We start from the raw sequence: 19,104 nt of genomic DNA, 5'->3' as shown, positions 1-19,104 counted from the left end.
ACCACTAAATTGTGGGTTGACGCCGTGCTTTGGCTATACTTAGATTACCGGTAATACGTCTTTGTTGCAACAAGCCGGATCAACCGGCGCAACTGGGAGCGCTTCACCTGGAGGAGGTGGAGTGAAAGGAGGACCAATGCGCATTCGGTGGAGCCGATGGGCGCCAGAGCTCGCCCTTACGCCGGCTGTGGCCATCACCATGGTGGCCTTTTTGGGGTCGATGGTCTGGACCATTTATATCAGCTTGACGCGCAGTCGCCGCTTTCCCGACTACGAGATCGACTGGTCCGAATGGGGACGGCAATATGCGCGTCTGTTCAACGACGACGCTTGGCTGATCGCCCTCAAGAACCTGCTGATCCTGGGCGTTGGAAGCACGCTGGCCATTGGCTTCGGGTTCATTCTCGCCTGCCTCATCGATCGCGAGAAGCGCGGCGAGGGCTTCTTCCGCACCGTATTTCTCTATCCCCTGGCAGTTTCGCTGATTGTTACGGGCGTGGCCTGGCGCTGGCTGTTCGATCCCAATCTCGGGCTACAGGCCTTCTTCCACTCCATCGGCCTCACCTGGCTGCGCTTCGACTGGCTCGCGAGCGGCGACACCGCCATTTACGGCATCATCCTCGCCTCTGTCTGGCAGGGCTCGGGCTTTTACATGGCCCTCATGCTCGCAGGGCTCAAAGGCATCAATACCGAGATCTGGAGCGCGGCGCGCCTCGACGGCGTCTCGACCTGGAAATTCTACACCGAGATCGTCATTCCGATGATGCGGTTCACCTTTCTGACCTGCGCCATCCTGCTCTCGCTGGGCGTGGTGAAGGCCTATGACATCGTCGTCGCCATGACCAATGGCGGCCCGGGGCAATCCACCTGGGTGCCCGCCTATTTCACCATCAGCGCTTACTGGCAGAAGTCGAACCTCGGCTACGCCTCCGCCGCTGCAGTCATCATGCTGCTGATCACGGCGGCCGTCTTCCTGCCCATGGTCCTCCTGACCGTCTGGCAGCAGCGTCGCAGCGGGAGGGTCGCCGCATGAGCCAGATTTCCGTTACCGGGCGAACCGCCATCGAACGTGCCACAACCGAAGCCAGGCCGGTCTATTTCCCGCGCCGCAAAAAGGGCATTCGCCCCCGCTCGATTGCCATCCTCGTCTTCCTCACCATGTGCGCCGCCTTTTTCTGCGTGCCGCTCTATGTGATCGTCGTCACCTCGCTCAAGACCATGGACCAGATCCGGCTCGGGGAAATCTTCTCCCTGCCCGAAGTCTGGACCGTCCAGCCCTGGCTCACGGCCTGGAACGACGCCTGCTCGGGGATCAACTGCAACGGGCTCAAGGTCGGTTTCGTCAATTCGCTGGCGATCCTCTTTCCCTCGCTGATCCTCTCCCTCGCCATCTCCTCGGTCACCGGTTATGCGCTGGCGCTGTGGAATGTGCGCTGGGCCGGCCCCTTCATGTTCCTGCTCTTCATGTGCGCCTTCGTGCCCTTCCAGATCATCATGATCCCGCTGATCGTGCTGTCCGGCATGCTCAAGATCTACGGCACGGTCTGGGGTATCGCCATCGTCCACGCGGTCCTCTCCATGCCGCTCCTGACGCTGATCTTCCGGAATTACTACAAGGACATTCCCAACGAGATCATGCGCGCGGCCATGATGGACTCAGGCTCGTTCTGGCGCACCTTCTTCGAGATCATCCTGCCGATGTCGGGCAATATCCTGATCGTCGTCCTGATCATGCAGATCACCTCGATCTGGAACGACTTCCTCGTCGGCCTCACCTTTGGCGGGCTCGGCACGCAGCCGATGACGGTGATCCTGGCCAATGTGGTCATCACCACCACCGGCGAGGTCGTCTACAACGAGAACATGGCGGCCGCGCTGCTCACGGCCATCCCGCCGCTCGTCATATACTTCTTCCTCGGCAAGTTCTTTGTGCAGGGCATCACCGCCGGCGCGATCAAGGGGTAAACCATGCCAAGTGTCAGCTTCGAGCACATCGTGAAGTCTTATGGAGCGATCACGGTTCTCAACGATCTGAACCTGTCCATCGACGACGGCGACTTCCTGGTTCTTCTCGGCCCCTCGGGCTGCGGCAAGACCACGCTCCTGAACCTCCTGGCCGGGCTCCTCGAGGTGACGGACGGGCGCATCACCATCGGCGATCGCGACGTTACCGATCTCGATCCGAAGGACCGGGGCCTCGCCATGGTGTTCCAATCCTACGCGCTCTATCCGACCAAGACTGTTCGTGGAAACCTCAAATTCGGTCTTTCCGCCAGCAAGCTGCCCCCGGAAGAAGTCGAGCAGCGGATCGCCTGGGCGGCGAAGCTCCTGCAGATCGAGCCACTGATGAACCGCAAGCCGGCCGAACTCTCGGGCGGCCAGCGCCAGCGCGTCGCCATCGGCCGGGCGCTGGTCAAGAAGGTCGGCGTATTCCTCTTTGACGAGCCGCTCTCCAACCTCGACGCCAAGCTGCGCACCGAAATGCGGCTCGAGATCAAGAAACTGCACGACGAACTCAACCCCACCATCGTCTATGTGACGCATGACCAGATCGAGGCCATGACCATGGCCACCCGGATCGCCGTCATGGATGGCGGGGTGATCCAGCAGTTCGGCACGCCCGACGAGATTTACGAGCGACCCGCCAACATTTTTGTCGCCGGCTTCATCGGCTCGCCGGCGATGAACATGCTGGACGCAAGGCTCAAGGTCGACGGCGCCCGCATCCTGGCCGAAGTCGAGGGTGCGGTGGGCGGCATCGACCTGTCCGACTACCCGTTCATGAACCGCCCGAATGATGGCGCCCAGATCGTCCTTGGCCTGCGCCCGGAGCATTTCGGGCCGCTTGGCGTCATCCTGCCCGATGCCGCCGGCACGATTGCCCTGCCTGTCCAATATGGCGAACGCACCGGCTCGGACGCCACCGTCTATTTCCGCACCGGCGGCAAGCTTCTGGCCGCAAGGCTCGACCCCTCGCAACTGCATGCGGCACGGCAGGGCGAAACCATGTCGGTCAGCTTCCTGAAGGGCCGCGCCAATGTCTTCGACGCCCGCACTGGGCGACGCCTGTAAGCACGTCATCACAAAAGGGAGGAATGACAATGCTTCGTACATCCATGCTCGGCCTCACCGCCGCGCTGCTCATGGGGGCCGCGCCTGCGGTGCTCGCCCAGGAGCTGGTCGTCTATCACGGCTGGTCGACCCCGGCGGAAGTCTCGGCGCTGGGCAGCCTGCGTGATGCGCTGGCCGAAAAGGGCATCAGCTGGAAGGACCTGGCGATCCCGCACAATTCGGGCGTCAATGTCAGCCTCGTCAACATGGTGACGGGCGGCAATCCGCCGAACGCCTTCGTTGAGTCTAATCCCGGCGTTTATCGCGACCTCGCCAATATCGGCCTGTCACTCGACCTCACCGAGCTCTACACCACAACCGGCATTGCCGATAACCTCGCCCCGGTCGTGCGCGAGCTCAGCCAGGTCGATGGCAAGTTCGTCAAGGTGCCGGTGGCACTCCATCTCGACGGCATGGTCTATTTCAGCAAGGAAGTGGCCGAAAAATCCGGGGTCAATCCCGAGAACTGGACCTCGATCGACGAGATGCTCGCCGATTTCGACAAGGTGCGCGCTGCCGGCTTTGCGCCCGCCGCCGTCGGCAGCCAGGCCTTCCAGGTCGGCTACCTGACCCACGCCATGACCGCAGCCATCGCCGGCCCGGACATTTACAACCGCATCTATGGCCCCGAGCCCGATGTCACCGCCTTTGACACCCCCGAATTCCGCAAGGTCATCGACGTCGTGCGCGCCTTCTCCAAGGAAGCCGGGCCCGAGGCGCAGAACCGCCCTTGGAACGAGACGACCAATACCGTCATCACCGGCAAGGCCCTGATGCACATCATGGGCGACTGGATGAAGGGCGAATGGAAGGCGGCGGGCAAGGTACCGGGCGTCGATTTCGGCTGCATCCCGATCCCCGGCGCCAAGGCCATTCCGGTGACTTCGGACGCCTTCGGCCTCCTCGGCGGCCAGTCGGAAGAAGCCACCCAGGCCGAACTGACCTTCGCGGCGACCGCGCTCGACCCGAAGGTTTCCGGCACCTTCGCCATGTATAAGGGCGCCACGCCGGCGCGCCTCGATGCCCCGGCCGATGTGCTCGACCCCTGCAATGAGGTGGTGATCGAGCTGCTGCAAGTGCCAGATGGCACGGTGCAGAACCCCTTCAACATCATCGACTCCGATTGGAACCAGGCTCTCTGGAACACGATGTTCTCGTTCTGGAGCGACCCCAATCAGACCGCCGACGACGTCATCGACACGCTCGTGGACGAACACGACGCCATCTTTGGCTAACGACCAGGTAAAGGACCAGGCAATTGGATAAACGTCTGCTCGACGAGGATGCCGTGATGCAGCTCTGCTTCATCACCGACAATCTCGAAAAATCAGTGGCATGGTTTGCCGATCTCACCGGCAAGCAGCCGGCCCATCAGGGCAAATCGGCTGAAGCCGAAATTGCGCAGGCGACCTATCTCGGCAAGCCCGCCACCATCACCTTCCGCCTGGCCCTTTTCCGCTTTGGCAATATCGATCTCGAATTCCTCGAGCCGGGCCCCGAGCCCAGCACCTGGCGCGACCAGCTCAACGAAAAGGGCCCGGGGTTCCACCACTTTGCCTTCCGCACCAGGAACATGACCAATCGTCGTGCCTTTCTGGAGGAGAAGGGACTGCCCATGATCCAGCATGGCGAGTTCGAAGGCAGCGACGGGCGCTACGAATATTTCGACAGCACCGCGCAATTGGGAGCAATCATAGAGCTCCTCGAATGGGATAAGGACAAGGAGCCGCAGACCTAAGGCGGATCCTCCCGGCGGCGCCGCTTATCCCAGAGCGGCGCCGCATCCACCAATTATGGAGACAGGCATGATCAGGCTGGGTGGGCACGGACTTCCCGTGGGATCAGACGACCCTGAGGCCTTCGCGCGGGCCCATCGCGATTTCGGCTATTCCGCCGCCTATTGCCCGCCCTGCGATCTCTTTGACACGGATCGCCAGCTTGCCATCGAAAAAAGCTTTGCCCAGGCCGACGTGATGATCGCGGAGGTCGGCATATGGTGCAATCTGCTGACCCCCGAAGACGACGTTCGCCGCGCCAATATCGACCGCGCCTGCAATCTCCTGGCGCTCGCCGATGCTGTCGGCGCCAAATGTGCGGTCAATTATATCGGCTCCTTCGCCGCCGGCACCGACTACGCGCCGCACCCCAAAAACCTCTCCGCCGACGCCTTTGACGCAACCGTCGCCACGGCGCGCGACATCATCGATCGGGTAAAGCCGACGCGCGCCCGCTTTGCGCTCGAGATGATGCAATATGCCCTGCCCGATAGCGTCGACGCCTATCTCGACCTCATCCGCGCCATCGATCGCCCCGCCTTCGCCGCCCATCTTGACCCGGTCAACCTGGTCATGACCCCGCGGACCTATTTCGACACCGGCCGGTTGATCCGGGAGTGCTTCGAAAAGCTCGGGCCCCATATCGTCAGTTGCCACGCCAAGGACATCAAGCTGCACCATCAGGCGGCGCTCCATCTCGACGAGGTGATGATCGGCGAGGGCAATCTCGACTATCCCACCTATCTCCGCTGCCTCGACGCCATGCCCTTCGAGGTTCCGCTGATGCTTGAACACCTCGATGGACCCGACTACGCCACCGCCCGGGACCGGCTCTTCGGCATCGCAGCGGGCGCAGGCCTCCGGTTCAGATGACGCAGCCTTCCCGTGATCAGCATGTCTGGCGGGACGAGGAAGAGATGGCAGCGGCCATCTGCGAACTCTATCCGGACACGGACCGCCAGAACCTTCGCTTTCACAGAAGCGGCTGGGATTCCGTTGCCATCGAGACTGCCGGGCGGTTGTTCAAGTTTCCGCGCCAGACCAACGCCCTCGCAGCGCTGCGGCGCGAAGTGGACATCCTTGCCCTCGTTCGTCCTTTAAGCCCCCTCCCCGTCCCCGATATGCGGCTCCATGGCCACCCGGCCCCGTTCAGCGAGCATCTCGTCCTGCCCGGCGAACACCTGGTCACCGCTCAATACGAAAGGCTCTCCGAAGCCCGGCGCGATCGGCTGGCCGCCGCTCTTGCTGACTTTTACGCGGCCATTCACGCCATAGACCCCGCCGCCGCGCGGGCTGCGGGCGCTGTCCCGGTCGAGGCATGGCTGCCCGCGCAAACAGTCGATAAAATCGCGCTGCCGCTTCTGCCGGTGCATATCCGCGCCGAGGCGCGCCAGATCATCGAAGTCTATGCGGCGACTGCCAGTGCCGAACCGGATGAGATCTATGGCTTTTTCGATGGCCACGGCTGGAACATGGCCTTCGACCACGCGACCGGCACGCTTAACGGCATGTACGACTTCGCCGATTCCGGCATCGGGCAGCGGCATCAGGAGTTCGTTTATTCGAGTTTCATCAGCTGGGACCTGACCGAGCGCATCATCGGCCATTATGAGCGGGTGACCGGGCTGTCGATCGATCGCGAGCGCGTCCGTACGCTGACAGGCTATCATCGCCTCTGGGAACTCGCCGTCTGCGCGCAGAGCGGGAACAGCACCGAAATCGAGGAAATGCTCACCTCCGCATTGTCGTGGCTGGAGAGGCCTTGACCCCTGCCGGCGGCATCGACCGATACGGCCCAGCCCATGGTCACGGAGGGCACTACCCGTCCTGCACCACGATTGGAAATTTGGGTCCGGTTGGCCAGCCGGCACGTCGCGAAACGCCTATGCTGCAGCGCCCCTATCCCCGGTCTCGCTGATCACGGCAGCCACAAGCCCACTGGACACGGGCTTGCCGTCGACATAGCCACAGCCCACTCCAGAAGCATAATTTGCGCAAGCGGCTGCCGCTCGACGTTCCGCCGATCGCATCCTCAACGGGCGTCTTGGACTTGTCCGCTGGCCAAAAGAAAAGGGACGAAGCGCGCGCCTCGTCCCCTTGGTCTCTCTGGCCATGAAGGGGCAATGCCCCTCCCCGCTTGCCTCAGAGGCTGGCGAGGAACGCGTCGATACCGGCCTGGGCCACTTCGGTGTCCTGCGCGGGCGAACCCGAGCTGATGCCGATGCCGCCAACGACTTCGCCATCCACGATGATCGGCAGGCCACCGGCCACCACCATCAACCGGCCATTGATCGCCGAGTTGATGCCGTAGGCCGGCGAACCGGGCTGGCTGGCCGTACCATAATCGCCAGTCGCCTTGCGTGCGCCGGCAGCGGTAAAAGCCTTGTCGATGGCAATGGTGATGGACGTGATCTTGCCGCCATCCATGCGCTCGAACGCAATGAGATTGCCCGATTCATCGGTGATGGCGATGCACATCGGCACGCCGATCTGCCGCGCCTTTTCCTGTGCACCCTTGAGCAGCACCTGCGCGTCCTGAACGTCGATCCGCTTGAGCGTCAGCATCGATAGTCTCCTGTAATACAGTTATACAATATGCCCTGGGCCTTAGCTTGCTCCTAGGCCAACAAGGGGCCAATGAGCAAGGGCCGCGTGCCCCCGCGAACAGATTGTTTGCGCTGCCTTGTTCTGCGCTTATGCCTTGCCGCCATAAGGCACATTGCGCCCGCCATAGCGCCGCACGCGAATATTGGCCTGCTCGGCATGCCCAACGAACCCTTCGAGCATGGAGAGGCGCGAGCCATACTCGCCCACCATCGCCGAGGCCTCGTCGGTCTTCACCGTCTGCCAGGTGCAGGTCTTGAGGAATTTGCCGACCCACAGCCCGCCCGTATAGCGCGCCGCCTTCATCGTCGGCAGCGTGTGGTTGGTGCCGATCACCTTGTCGCCATAGGCCACATTGGTGCGCGGCCCGAGGAACAGCGCCCCGAAATTGCGCAGATTGTCCCGGAACCACATGTCCCTGTCGGTCATAACCTGGACGTGCTCGGAGGCAATGCGATCGGCTTCGGCCAGCATTTCCTCATAAGACTCGCAGACGATCACCTCGCCATAATCGGCCCAAGACTTCCGCGCGATATCGGCCGTTGGCAGGATTTCCAGCAACCGCTCGATTTCCGCCATCGTCTCCCGCGCCAGCTTTTCGGAATTGGTCAACAGGATTGCCGGAGACGTCGGCCCATGCTCGGCCTGCCCCAGCAGATCGGTGGCGCAGAGCTCGCCATCCACCGTCTCGTCGGCAATGACCAGCGTCTCGGTCGGCCCGGCGAAGAGATCGATCCCGACGCGCCCGTAAAGCTGCCGCTTGGCCTCGGCCACGAAGGCATTGCCCGGCCCCACCAACATGTCGACGGGGTCGATGCTCTCCGTCCCGATGGCCATCGCGCCAATGGCCTGGATGCCGCCGAGCACATAAATTTCGTCCGCCCCCGCCATGGCCTGTGCGGCAACGATCGCGGGAGCCGGCTTGCCGTTGAACGGCGGCGCGCAGGTGATCACGCGCGGGCATCCGGCCACCTTGGCCGTCAGCACCGACATATGCGCCGAGGCCAGGAGCGGATATTTGCCCCCCGGCACATAACACCCTACCGCGCTGATCGGCACATGCTTGTGCCCGAGAATAACGCCCGGCAGCGTTTCCACCTCGAGATCGAGCATGGTGTCCCGCTGCTTCTGCGCAAAATTACGCACCTGGGTCTGCGCAAACTCGATGTCGCGAATATCCTCGTCCGAAAGCTGGGCGATGCACTCGTCGATCTCGGCCTTGGTCAGCCGAAAATCTTTCCGATCCCATTTATCGAACTTGATCGAGAGGTCGCGGATCGCCGCATCGCCGCGTTTTTCGATGTCCGACAATATGGCCTCGACCGTGGCGCGCACCTGCCGGTCGGCATCGGCCCGCTCCTCGACATTTTTACCGCGCTTGAGCCAAATCGGCATGAACTATCCTCCAGCATGGAAAGGCTGCGTCCGGCCCCTGGGGCCATCCGTGAAAAGAAACAATAGGGGTCAGTACCGCGCCTGCGGATCGACCACACCCTCGAGGGGCTCGCCGGCGAGATAGCGCTCGAGATTGCGGCGGAAAAATTCCGTCACATTCTGGTCGCTCTGCGGCGAACTGCCCGAAATATGCGGCGAAATCCGCACCTTGGGGTGCGCATAGAGCCAGTGCCCGTCGGGCAGCGGCTCCGGCACCGTCACATCCAGCGTCGCTGCGCCGAGCTTGCCGTCGAGCGCGGCCTTGAGGCCATCCTCGGTGATCACCTGCCCCCGGCCGATATTGATCAGATGGGCGCCCTCTTTGATCCCCGCCAGGGTCTCGACATTGAGCATGCCCGCCGTTTCGTCGGTGAGCGGCGTCGCCACCACGATATGGTCCGAGCGCGATATCAGCTCGGCCAGCGAGACGATCTCGACGCCGTCCATCCCGCTCGGCCCGTTCGACCGCTTGGTGCCGATCACCGCCATCCCGAAGGTCAGCGCCTTTTCGGCAATCGCTTTGCCGATCTCGCCAAAGCCGATGATCCCGAGCGTTTGCCCGTTGAGCGTTCCGAGCTTCGGGCGCGGCTGCCATTCGCTCCCCGCCTTCACCCAGATTTCCGGGATCAGCTTCACCTGCGCCAGCATCGCGGCCAGCACATATTCCGAGATCGGCACGGCATAGCCGCCGCGCGTGACGCAGACCTGCGGCACCTCGAAAATCCAGTCCGGATATTTGTCGATGCCGGTCGAACGCAGCTGCACAAATTTGAGGTTGAACGGCCAGCCCTCGGGCTTTTCCATCCCCCGGTGCAGCCCAATATCCGGGCTGTTCTGGTTGATGAGCAGAATTTCGGCCTCCGCCGGCACCCTCCAGGCCGTCTCCACACGCGCCCCAAGGGCGCGAAAATCCACGCCCTCGGGCAACACGGCCGCGACCTTGGCCGCCAGCCGCTCATCATAATTATGCGCGATCACGACCGGCATCACGTCTTCCCCTAGCGCAGCTTGACGATGGTGCGCCCGCGCACCTGGCCGGCCAAAATCCGCTCCGCCGCATCCGGCAGCGCGTCCAGCCCGATTTCCTCGACCAGCGCATCATAAGTCCCGAGATCGAAGATCTCGGCAATCCGGTTCCAGGCCGGAACGCGATTGGCATAGGGCTGCATCACGCTGTCGATGCCCGCAAGCGTCACCCCGCGCAGGATGAACGGCAACACATTGGTATCGAGCCCGATCCCGCCGGCATTGCCGATAGCCGTGGCGATGCCATTATACTTCATCTGCTTGAGCGCCTTGGCCAGCATTTTGCCGCCGACATTGTCGATCAGCCCCGCCCAGCGCGCCGATTCCAGCGGCTTGTCCGGCTGCCCCAGGAAATCATCGCGCGCGATGATCTCGCTGGCGCCAAGACCCTTCAGCGTCTCGGCATGCTCCGGCCGCCCGGAAACCGCCACCGCTGTGTAGCCCAGCTTGCCCAGAATCGAGAGCGCGATCGAGCCCACGCCACCAGCCGCGCCGGTCACCAGCACCTCGCCCGCTTCCGGTGTCAGCCCCAGCTTTTCGAGCCGATCCACCGCCAGCATGGCCGTCAGCCCGGCCGTGCCCACCACCATGGTATCGCGGGTGGAGAGCAGTTCCGGCACCGACACAAGCCAGTCGGCATTGACCCGCGCCCGCTGCGCATAGCCGCCCCAATGGGCCTCACCCACGCGCCAGCCCGTCAGCAGCACCTTGTCGCCCGCCTTGTAGCGGTCATCACTGCTTTCGGCGACGGTCCCGGCAAAATCGATGCCCGCCACATGCGGATAGTTTCGCACCAGCCCGCCAGCCCCGGTCAGGCACAGCCCGTCCTTATAGTTGAGCCCCGCCCATTCCACATCGACCGTCACATTGCCTTCTGGCAAGCGATCGTCACCGATCGTCTCGACCCGCGACGAGACCTTGCCAGCCTCGTCCTTGCTGGTGACCAATGCCTGAAAACTCATGAAACCTGTCCTTCTACTCTCGTCATTGCCACCAGGGCCCTAAACCTTCCAGTCATCGCCCCACGCCTGCACGATATGGCCCGGCGAGACTTCGCGGTACTCCCGATTTGGCGGCACATAGTCCACCTTGCGGATCGGGCTCTTGATCTCATCATTGCTGACCGGCCGCAATTGCGTGCGCCGCGCCGGATCGGGCACCGGCACCGCCGCCATCAGCCGCTTGGTATAGGGATGCTGCGGATTGCCGAACACGGACGCCACCGGCCCGCGCTCGACGATCTCACCCAGATACATCACCGCCACCTGATGGCTGATCCGCTCCACCACCGCCATGTCGTGCGAGATGAAGAGATAGGACAGCCCGAACTGCTCCTGCAGATCCATCATCAGATTGACCACCTGCGCCTTGATCGAAACGTCGAGCGCCGAAACGCTCTCATCGGCCACGATCACCTTGGGCTCGAGCGACAGCGCCCGGGCGATGCAGATGCGCTGCCGCTGCCCGCCCGAAAACTGCGAGGGATAGCGCCCGGCCATCTCGACATTGAGCCCGACCCGCTCCAGCAGATCCATCGACTTGTCGCGCGCCTGCTTCTTGGTGCCCAATTTGTGCGTCAAAAACGGTTCGGCAATGGCATCGCCGATCTTGATGCGCGGATTAAGGCTCGCATAGGGGTCCTGGAATATCATCTGGATATGCCGGCGCATGTCGCGCATGCGCTCCTTGTCCAGCGCGCGGATATCGGTGCCCCCGAGATTGACCTCCCCGCTCTGCGGCTCGATCAGCCGCATCACCGCCCGGCCCGTCGTCGATTTGCCGCAACCGGACTCGCCCACCAGCGACAGGGTTTCCCCTCCGCGCAGGTCGAAGCTCACATTTTCCACCGCATGCACGCGCCCGACCGGCCCGCTGAAAAGGCCACCCGCAATGTCGAACCGCTTGATGAGGTTCTTCACCCGCAGCACCGGCTCGGCCTTGTGTTGCACCGTGTCTGGCCGCTCGCGCCCCGTCACCACGAGGCCCGTGGCCCGGTCGAGGATCGGGAAGTGCTGGGGCCCCTTTTTGTTGCCTTCACCCAGCCGCGGCACGGCCGCGATCAGCGCCCGCGTATAGGGGTTCTGGGCATGAGCAAAGATGTTCTCGGTCTTGTCGGACTCGACCGCCTTGCCCTGCAGCATCACCACGGTCCGGTCGGCCACTTCCGCCACCACGCCCATATCGTGGGTGATGAACAGAACGCCCATCCCCTCTTCCTTCTGCAACTGCTTGATCAGCTGCAGGATCTGCGCCTGAATAGTCACGTCGAGCGCCGTCGTCGGCTCGTCGGCGATGAGAAGCTTGGGCTTGCAGGCCAGCGCCATGGCAATCATCACGCGCTGGCGCATGCCGCCCGAAAGGGCATGCGGATAGTCCTTGAGCCGCGACGCAGCCCCGGGAATACGCACGCGTTCGAGCAGCCGCTCGGCTTCCTTATAGGCCTCCTGGCCCGAATAGAGCCCGTGAATGGTCAGCACTTCGGCGATCTGCTGGCCAACGGTCTGCAGCGGATTGAGGCTGGTCATCGCCTCCTGGAAGATCATCCCGATCTGCCGGCCGCGCACCATGCGCATCTCGTTGGGCCCGAGCGAGAGCAGTTCGCGTCCCGCCAGCTTCACCGAGCCTTCGACCCGGCTCATCTCATAGTCGAGCAGGCGCATCACGCTCAGCGCCGTCACCGACTTGCCCGACCCGCTTTCGCCCACCACGGCGAGGGTTTCCTCCGCCGCGATGTCGAAGCTGATGCCCTTGACGATTTCCACCCAGCCCTTCTGGGTCAGGAACGAGGTCTTGAGGTCGCGAACCGACAGCACCGGCTCTGCGCCGGCCTTCGGAGATTTCTGGTCGGCAATATTGTCCATTGCGCTCATGGCCATCTCCTAGCGTGCCGTCGATGGGTCGAGCGCATCGCGGATTGCGTCGCCGACGAGGTTGAACGAGAGCACCACCAGGGTAATGGCAATACCGGCGCCGATGATCGGCCAGGGCGACCCGAAAAGACTGTTGAGCCCGTCGCGGATGATATTGCCCCAGCTCGGATTGGGCGGGCGCGTGCCGATGCCGAGAAAGCTCAGCGAGGCCTCGATGCGGATCGCCGAAGCCACCCACAGCGTCATCAGCGCCACGATCGGGGCCATGATATTGGGAATGATGTGGCGGATGATGATGATCGGGGTGCGCACGCCGGTGGCGATGGCCGCCTCGACGAAAGGCTCCTGCTTTATCGAGAGCGTCTGCGCCCGGGCCACGCGGGCAAAGCCGGGGATGAACGCCACGGTGATCACGGTGATGATGTTCCAGAAGCCGCCGCCGAGCACGGCCGCGATCAGGATCGCCAGCAGCAGTTCGGGGAAGGCGAGCAGGAGATCGATGACGCGCGAGATCAGCCGGTCGACGACGCCGCCGAAATAGCCGGCGATCACCCCCAGCATGGTGCCGAACAGCGCCGCCAGCACCGGCGAGATGAAGCCGAACAGCAGCGAATTGCGCGACCCGTAGATCAGCCGGCTCAACACATCGCGGCCGAACTGATCGGTGCCGAGCCAATTGTCCGCACTGGGCAGGCGATTGATCTTGAGCACCGACTGGGCCAGCGGATCATAGGGCGCCAGCATCGGCGCAAACAGCGCCACGAGGATGAAGACCAGGATCATGAGCGTGGCAAAACCCGTCTCGGGCCGCCCGAACAATATCTTGCCAAGCCTTCTGAAAAACCCCGGCTCGACCGGCGGGACGCGAACGGTATCTTCGGTAATGACACTCATATCAGCTCACCCGCACGCGTGGATCGACAACGACATAGACAAGGTCCATCAGCAAATTGATGAGGACCACGAAACCGGCGAAGACCAGCACCCCGCCCTGGATCACGGCATAGTCGCGCTGGGCGATGGCATCGATTAGAAGGCGGCCGATGCCGGGGCGGTTGAACACCAGCTCCACCGCCACCGAACCGGACAGCGTCGACAAGAGGCTCAACCCGAGACCGGTCGTGATCGGCAGCATCGCATTGCGCAGCCCGTGCCGGTAGATGACACGGTTTTCCTTGGCGCCCTTGGCGCGGGCCGTGCGGACATAGTCCTTGCCCAGCACTTCAAGCAGGCTCGTTCGGGTCAGGCGCCCGAGAAAGGCGGCCTTGACGAAGGCCAGCGTCAGCGCGGGCAGGAACAGGTGATGCAATCGGCTGGCAAAATCGGACCCGGCCCCGTTGATCGGAAACCAGCCCATATTGAGCGAAAAGGTGATGAGCAGGATCGCGCCGAGGAAGAAATCGGGGATGGCATAGCCGATCAGCGAGAACACCCGCACCACCCCGTCCGGCGCCTTGTTGCGGTTGGTCGCCGCAATGACGCCCATCGGCACACCGGCAACGATCCCCATCAGCATGGCCGCCACGGTCAGCTCGATCGTATAGGGCAGGTTCTGCGCGATCAGCTGCAGCACCGGCGTATTGGTCAGCAGCGAGCGCCCGAAATCGAGCGTCAGCACCCCGCCGATAAAATTGAAATATTGCTGCCAGAGGGGCACGTTGAGCCCCATCCTTTCGCGGAATTCGGCCAGCTGCTCTGGGAGGGCCGCGTCGCCGAGCGCCGCCAGCGCGGGGTCGCCGGGCAGGATGCGCATGGCGATGAACACCAGTGTCAGCACCAGGAACAGGGTGGGGATCGCGTCACCCAAGCGTAAGAGCAGATATCTGGCCATTTGCACCGCCTTTGAGAGTCCGGGCTCCCGCTCCTGGGAGCCCGGGTTTTTTAAGATCAGACCGTCTTGGTCGCGCGATGGAACCGCCAGCGCGCATAGCCGCTCTCGACTTCGTAGCCGAGATCGATCTGGGCGCGGCGCACCGCCGTGAAGCCGAGGGTCGACAGACCGATCAGCGGCAGGTCACGCAGCACCTGCAGCTCGATCTGCTTGCAGAGGTCGAGATAGGTGGCGTAGTCCGAGGCGGTCAGCGCCTGCGCGAGCAGGTCATCGATGCCCGGCATGGCAACGCCATAATGGCTGTAATTGCCACCGCCCGAGCCATCGGCCTTGACCTCGGAGCCCGAAGCCAGCTGCTGGAAATAGATCTGCGTCGGGATCGGCGGATAGCTCGAGGAGTGCATCGCCAGGGTGTTTTTGTCCGAGCGATTATCCGCGTGATAGGCGGTGTGGTCGATGATCTGCAAATCCATGTTGAACCCGGCCGGACGGATCAGTTCCTGCACGATCAGCATGGTCGAGGAATAGTCCTCGCGCTGGCTGCACAGCGCGCTGAAGCTGATGCCATCCGGGAAGCCGGCCTCGGCCAAGAGGGCCTTCGACTTTTCCGGGTCATAGGGATATTGCAGCTCTTCGGGCAGGTCTTCCTTCTTGAAGCCGGCCGGGAAGAAGTCGGGCTGCAGGCCCGCCATCGTGCCACCCATCGGAGCCAGTGCGGCAGCCACGGCTTCGCGGTCGATGGCATGCATCAGCGCCTGGCGGACCAGGAGATTGTCGAACGGCGCGCGGGTCAGATTGACGTGCAGCGTATTGAACGAGCCGGGGGTCGTCATGTCGATCTTGAGGGTCGGGTCGCGCTGCAGGATGGAGTCGATCCAGCCCGGGGCTCGAACCGCCTCGATGCAGTCGACTTCCCCCGAGAGCAGCGCCAGGGTCCGCGCCGTCGTATCGGCGATATAGACGCATTCGACATTGGCGATCTTGGCCTTGTCGCCCCAATAGCCCTCGTGCCGCGTCATCCGCGTGCCGAATTCGGGGTCGAACTCCACCAGTTCATAAGGGCCGGTGCCCACGGCGTCGGTCACGAACGCGTCCGCACCGATTTCCTCGAACGCCTTCTTGGAGATGATCGAGGTATTGTTGTTGAAAATCGAGGTGCCAAGCAGGTTCACGTCCGGCTGCTTGAGGGTGATCGTCACCTCATAGGGGCCGTTGGCGACCACGCTTTCGATATTGGAGAGGATAGTCTTGTTGGTGCCCCCGGCCATGGCGCGCTCATAGGAAAACACCACGTCTTCCGACGTCATCTCGCCATAGCCGCGATGGAATTGCACGCCCTCGCGCAGTTTGAAGGTCCAGACCTTGGCGTCGGCAGACTGCGTCCATTCGGTCGCCAGCGTCGGCAGATATTCCTCCGGTGTCAGCGCGAAACGACCGTCATCGGGACGCACCAGCTGCTCATACATCTGCTCGGTCGCCCAATTGTCCGACCCCTGGGTCGTCAAATTCGGGTCCGAATGGCGCGGATTGTTCGCCGCGATGCCCATGCGCAGCGTGTCGGCGCTCTGCGCCCGTGCCGAGCTGACACCGATTGCGGTCAGGGCAGTCGTTGCTGCCGCCAGCTCCATGAAGTTCCGTCTGTTCAAAGTCATGGGGTCTCCTCCTCCCATTTTGATGGGGGCGCCGACCCCTCGCCGGCGCCCCCACACACTTACGCCTTGGTGGCGCGGTGTAGTCTCCAGCGCGCATAGCCGCTCTCGACCTCATAGCCGAGGTCGAGGCGCGGATTGCGCACCATGGTGTATGACAAGGTCGACAGGCCGATCAGCGGCAGGTCACGCAGCACCTGCAGCTCGATCTGGCGGCAAAGGTCGACATAAGTGTCGTAATTGGTGGCGGCCAAAGCCTGCTCGAGCAAATCGTCGATACCCGGCATGGCAACGCCATAATGGCTGTAATTGCCGCCACCCGAACCGTCGGCCTTCACCTCGGCCTTCGAATAGAGCTGCTGGATATAGATCTGCGTCGGGATCGGCGGATAGCTCGAGGCGTGCATCGCCAGCGTGTTTTTGTCCGAGCGGTTGTCGGCGTGATACGCGGTGTGATCGCCGATGATCAGGTTCATGTTGAACCCGGCCGGGCGGATCAGTTCCTGCACGATCAGCATTGTCGAGGAATAGTCCTCGCGCTGGCTGCAGAGGGCATCGAAGCTGATGCCATCCGGGAAACCGGCCTCGGCCAGCAGGGCCTTCGACTTCTCCGGATCGTACTCGTAGCGCAGCTCTTCGGGCAGGTCCTCGGTCTTGAGCCCCGGCGGGAAGAAGTCCGGCTGCAGGCCGACCAACACGCCGCCCATCGGCGCCAGCGCCTCGGCGACGAGATTGCGGTCAATGGCATGCATAAGTGCCCGGCGCACGAGGATATTGTCGAATGGCGCGCGAGTGAGATTGACGTGCAGGGTGTTGAACGAACCCGGCACGGTCATGTCGACCTTCATGTTCGGATCGCGCTGCAGGATGCTGTCGATCCAGCCCGGCGCACGCACGGCCTCGATCATGTCCACCTGGCCGGAAACCAGCGCCAGCGTCCGCGCCGTGGTATCGGCGATATAGAGACACTCGATATTGGCGACCTTGGCCGGCTCGCCCCAATAATCGGCGAAGCGGGTGAGATAGGTGCCGCTCTCGGCATCGTACTTCGTCAGCTCATAGGGGCCGGTGCCCACGGCGTCGGTGGTGAACTTCTCCACCCCGATTTCCTCATAGGCCTTCTTGGAGACGATGTTCGCATTGAGCGAGAACACCGTGGTGCCGAGGAAATTTACGTCCGGCTGCTTGAGCGTGATCACCACCTCATAGGGGCCATTGCCCACCGCATCCTCGATATTGGCAAAGATCACCCGGCCCGTGCCGAATTCCTTGGCCTTGAGGAAGGTGAAGACGACGTCTTCCGAGGTCATCTCGCCATAGCCGCGATGGAACTGCACACCCTCGCGCAGCTTGAACGTCCAGGTCTTGGCGTCTTCCGAAACCGACCATTCGGTGGCCAGCACAGGCTTGTAGTCGTCCGGCGCCAGCGCAAACTTGCCGTCATCGGGACGCACGAGCTGCTCATAGAGCTGCTCGACCGCCCAGTTATCGGGGCCCTGCGTCGTCTGGTTGGGGTCCGAATGGCGCGGATTATTGGCGGCGATGCCGATCCGGATCGTGTCGTCGCCCTGCGCGCTGGCGGCGCTGACGCCAACTGCGGTCAGGGCCGTCGAAGCTGCAGCCAGCTCCATGAAATTGCGGCGATTCAAATTCATTGATAGTCCTCCAATGCGCGCTTAGCGAACGCGTCTGCTTTCGAGTATTTCTTCGTTCAGCTCGAGGCCGAGACCGGGGCCGTCGGGGATCTGGAACTTGCCGTTGACGGGTTTGGGGGGATTGACGAAGGCCGGATGCATTCGGTCGTCCGGATCGGCGAATTCGGCCGGCTTGGTCAGGTGCATGATGGTGGCCAGCACATGCAGATTGGCCATGTGGCCGATCGTAGGCTGGGTCTGGTGGGGCACCAGCTCAACCCCATGGGCGTAGGCGATTGCCGCGCACTGCATCAGGCCAGTGATGCCGCCCATTTTGACGATATCGGGCTGCACCATGCGCACCCCGGCATTGATGATGTCGACCAGCGCCTGGGTCGTATAGGTCTGCTCGGCCGCTGAAACGGTGATATCGAGACGCTGGGCGACCTCGCCCATGGCGCGCACGTCATAGTGCTGCACCGGCTCCTCAAACCAGATATAGCCCAGCTCCTCGAGTGCCCGGCCGACCCGGATGGCGCCGCCGACCGAATATTGGTTGTTGGCGTCGAAGGCGAGCGGGAAGTCGTCGCCCACGAGCTTGCGCACGGCCTTGGCCTTGGCGATATCGCCAGGAATGTCATAATCTTGGCGCGTCCGGTCCCCATCCCAGCGGATCTTGATCGCGGCCGGCTTTTCGGCCAGCCAGCGCTGCTCGACCACGCGCACGGTTTCATCGACTGTCCGGCTCGCATTGCCGCCGATCGAGGCATAGAACGGCACTTCTGTCCGCCACGCCCCGCCCAGCAGCTTGTAGATGGGGAGGTTGAAGAGCTTGCCCTTGATGTCCCAGAGCGCAATGTCGAGCGCCGCCAGCGCCCCGGTCACCGCGCCTTCCGGCCCCAGCTTGATGTAGCGGTGCAGCAGCCGATCATAAATCACCGAATGGTCGAGCACGTCGGCGCCGACCAGCGAGGCCGCCGCATCGCGCAGCACCCACAGCGAGTGCTCGCCGCCGAACATGGGCGAAGCCTCGCCATAGCCGACCAGGCCTTCCTCGGTGGTAACGCGCACGAAGGCGCTACGCCGACCCGGCGGATCCTCTGGCCGCCAGGCCAGCTGGAAGGCATCGACCGACTTGATTTTGGACGCTTTGGACATTGGCGGCCCCTC

The 19,104-nt window shown here is 62.9% G+C and carries 17 protein-coding genes; 7 read left to right on the top strand and 10 right to left on the bottom strand.

Features of this window, described 5'->3' with window-relative positions:
• Positions 1-136 precede the first annotated feature (136 nt).
• From N0P34_RS07085 to N0P34_RS07055, 7 genes are all read left to right on the top strand, one after another.
• Positions 137-1,033, top strand: a complete 897-nt coding sequence (locus N0P34_RS07085; RefSeq protein ID WP_275606316.1) for a sugar ABC transporter permease — start codon at positions 137-139, stop codon at positions 1,031-1,033.
• A complete protein-coding gene (locus N0P34_RS07080; RefSeq protein WP_275606315.1) occupies positions 1,030-1,965 on the top strand; it encodes a carbohydrate ABC transporter permease in 936 nt (311 codons plus the stop codon). The genes N0P34_RS07085 and N0P34_RS07080 overlap by 4 nt, the downstream gene beginning before the upstream one ends.
• A 3-nt stretch (positions 1,966-1,968) precedes the next feature.
• The gene (locus N0P34_RS07075; protein ID WP_275606314.1) at positions 1,969-3,072 is read left to right on the top strand and encodes an ABC transporter ATP-binding protein; all 1,104 of its coding nucleotides are present in this window, start codon (positions 1,969-1,971) and stop codon (positions 3,070-3,072) included.
• A 29-nt stretch (positions 3,073-3,101) separates the two neighbouring features.
• On the top strand, positions 3,102-4,346 hold the full coding sequence (locus tag N0P34_RS07070) for an ABC transporter substrate-binding protein (RefSeq protein ID WP_275606313.1): 1,245 nt from the start codon (positions 3,102-3,104) through the stop codon (positions 4,344-4,346).
• A 23-nt stretch (positions 4,347-4,369) separates the two neighbouring features.
• Entirely contained in the window at positions 4,370-4,849 is a 480-nt protein-coding gene (locus tag N0P34_RS07065; RefSeq protein ID WP_275606312.1) for a VOC family protein, read from the top strand.
• A gap of 67 nt (positions 4,850-4,916) precedes the next feature.
• A complete protein-coding gene (locus tag N0P34_RS07060; RefSeq protein WP_275606311.1) occupies positions 4,917-5,759 on the top strand; it encodes a sugar phosphate isomerase/epimerase in 843 nt (280 codons plus the stop codon).
• A complete protein-coding gene (locus N0P34_RS07055; RefSeq protein ID WP_275606310.1) occupies positions 5,756-6,652 on the top strand; it encodes a phosphotransferase in 897 nt (298 codons plus the stop codon). The genes N0P34_RS07060 and N0P34_RS07055 overlap by 4 nt, the downstream gene beginning before the upstream one ends.
• Before the next feature lie 376 nt (positions 6,653-7,028).
• On the opposite strand, the gene N0P34_RS07050 is transcribed toward N0P34_RS07055, so the two are convergent.
• From N0P34_RS07050 to N0P34_RS07005, 10 genes are all read right to left on the bottom strand, one after another.
• The gene (locus N0P34_RS07050; protein WP_275606309.1) at positions 7,029-7,451 is read right to left on the bottom strand and encodes a heme-binding protein; all 423 of its coding nucleotides are present in this window, start codon (positions 7,449-7,451) and stop codon (positions 7,029-7,031) included.
• A gap of 129 nt (positions 7,452-7,580) precedes the next feature.
• Positions 7,581-8,885, bottom strand: a complete 1,305-nt coding sequence (hisD, locus tag N0P34_RS07045; protein ID WP_275606308.1) for a histidinol dehydrogenase — start codon at positions 8,883-8,885, stop codon at positions 7,581-7,583.
• Between the two features lie 69 nt (positions 8,886-8,954).
• A complete protein-coding gene (locus tag N0P34_RS07040) occupies positions 8,955-9,911 on the bottom strand; it encodes an NAD(P)-dependent oxidoreductase (protein WP_275606307.1) in 957 nt (318 codons plus the stop codon).
• Between the two features lie 11 nt (positions 9,912-9,922).
• Positions 9,923-10,912, bottom strand: a complete 990-nt coding sequence (locus N0P34_RS07035; protein WP_275606306.1) for an oxidoreductase — start codon at positions 10,910-10,912, stop codon at positions 9,923-9,925.
• Positions 10,913-10,951: 39 nt separating this feature from the next.
• Entirely contained in the window at positions 10,952-12,820 is a 1,869-nt protein-coding gene (locus N0P34_RS07030) for an ABC transporter ATP-binding protein (RefSeq protein ID WP_275606305.1), read from the bottom strand.
• 9 nt (positions 12,821-12,829) lie between these two features.
• Complete coding sequence (locus N0P34_RS07025) at positions 12,830-13,714, bottom strand: ABC transporter permease (protein ID WP_275606304.1); 885 nt, start codon at positions 13,712-13,714, stop codon at positions 12,830-12,832.
• Position 13,715: 1 nt separating this feature from the next.
• Positions 13,716-14,651, bottom strand: coding sequence for an ABC transporter permease (locus N0P34_RS07020; protein ID WP_275606303.1), 936 nt, complete (start codon positions 14,649-14,651; stop codon positions 13,716-13,718).
• 56 nt (positions 14,652-14,707) lie between these two features.
• On the bottom strand, positions 14,708-16,303 hold the full coding sequence (locus N0P34_RS07015; protein WP_275606302.1) for an ABC transporter substrate-binding protein: 1,596 nt from the start codon (positions 16,301-16,303) through the stop codon (positions 14,708-14,710).
• A 59-nt stretch (positions 16,304-16,362) separates the two neighbouring features.
• A complete protein-coding gene (locus N0P34_RS07010; RefSeq protein ID WP_275606301.1) occupies positions 16,363-17,955 on the bottom strand; it encodes an ABC transporter substrate-binding protein in 1,593 nt (530 codons plus the stop codon).
• 21 nt (positions 17,956-17,976) lie between these two features.
• Positions 17,977-19,092: a mandelate racemase/muconate lactonizing enzyme family protein gene (locus tag N0P34_RS07005; RefSeq protein ID WP_275606300.1), complete on the bottom strand. Its 1,116-nt coding sequence runs from the start codon at positions 19,090-19,092 to the stop codon at positions 17,977-17,979.
• Positions 19,093-19,104 lie beyond the last annotated feature (12 nt).

Source organism: Devosia sp. FJ2-5-3, from assembly GCF_029201545.1.
Classification (GTDB): Bacteria; Pseudomonadota; Alphaproteobacteria; order Rhizobiales; family Devosiaceae; genus Devosia.
Note: the sequence above shows the minus strand (reverse complement) of the source record. Positions and strands in the feature narration are given on the sequence as shown.